Below are 1,331 nucleotides of genomic sequence, written 5' to 3' on the forward strand. Positions count from 1 at the left end.
AATGACACATTGGATGCCGTCATCGGCCCGCTCAATGTCGCAGCCAACTACGTCGACCGGATCTCCAAGGGCGATATCCCGCCGGCGATCACCGATAGCTACAACGGCGATTTCAACACGATCAAGAACAACCTGAATCGTGCGATCGACGCCGTCAATAAAATGGTCGGTGACGCTGATGTGTTGGCCAAAGCGGCGGTCGAAGGGCGCCTTTCGACGCGTGCCGACGCAAGCCAGCATGAAGGGGACTTCCGCAAGATTGTCCAGGGCGTCAATGACACGCTCGATGCGGTGATTGGGCCGCTCAATGTCGCGGCCAACTATGTCGACCGGATCTCCAAGGGCGATATCCCGCCGGCGATCACGGATAGCTACAACGGTGACTTCAACACGATCAAGAACAACCTCAATCGTGCAATCGATGCGGTCAACAAGATGGTTGCCGACGCCGGCATTCTCGCCAAGGCCGCAGTCGAAGGTCGGTTGTCGACCCGTGCCGATGCATCCAAGCACGAAGGCGACTTCCGCAAAATCGTGCAGGGCGTCAATGACACGCTCGATGCGGTGATCGGTCCGCTCAATGTCGCGGCCAACTATGTTGATCGCATCTCCAAGGGCGACATCCCGCCGGCGATCACCGATAGTTACAACGGTGACTTCAATACGATCAAGAACAACCTGAATCGGGCGATCGACGCCGTCAACAAGATGGTCGACGACGCCGGCATTCTCGCCAAGGCCGCGGTTGAGGGGCGGCTCGCGACCCGCGCCGACGCGTCCAAGCACGAGGGTGATTTCCGCAAGATTGTCCAGGGCGTCAACGACACACTGGATGCCGTCATCGGTCCGCTCAATGTCGCGGCGAACTACGTCGACCGGATCTCCAAGGGTGATATCCCGCCGGCAATCACCGACAGCTACAACGGTGACTTCAACACGATTAAGAACAACCTGAATCGGGCGATCGACGCGGTCAACAAGATGGTCGCCGACGCCGGCATCCTCGCCAAGGCTGCGGTTGAAGGTCGCCTCGCGACCCGAGCCGACGCGACCAAGCACGAAGGCGACTTCCGCAAGATCGTTCAGGGTGTCAATGACACGCTGGATGCCGTCATCGGCCCGCTGAATGTTGCAGCGAACTACGTCGACCGGATCTCCAAGGGCGACATCCCGCCCGCAATCACCGACAGCTACAACGGCGACTTCAACACGATCAAGAACAACCTGAACCGGGCGATCGATGCCGTCAACAAGATGGTGGCCGACGCCGACGTGCTGGCCAAGGCGGCCGTCGAAGGCCGCCTGGCAACCCGAGCCGATGCCAGCAAGCA

Annotated in this window: 1 pseudogene; it reads left to right on the forward strand. The window is 59.8% G+C overall.

The features are described from left to right. A pseudogene (locus BUB09_RS15020) lies at positions 1-1,331 on the forward strand (methyl-accepting chemotaxis protein); the annotation flags it as partial.

It is taken from the genome of Hydrocarboniphaga daqingensis (genome assembly GCF_900129825.1).
GTDB lineage: Bacteria > Pseudomonadota > Gammaproteobacteria > Nevskiales > Nevskiaceae > Hydrocarboniphaga > Hydrocarboniphaga daqingensis.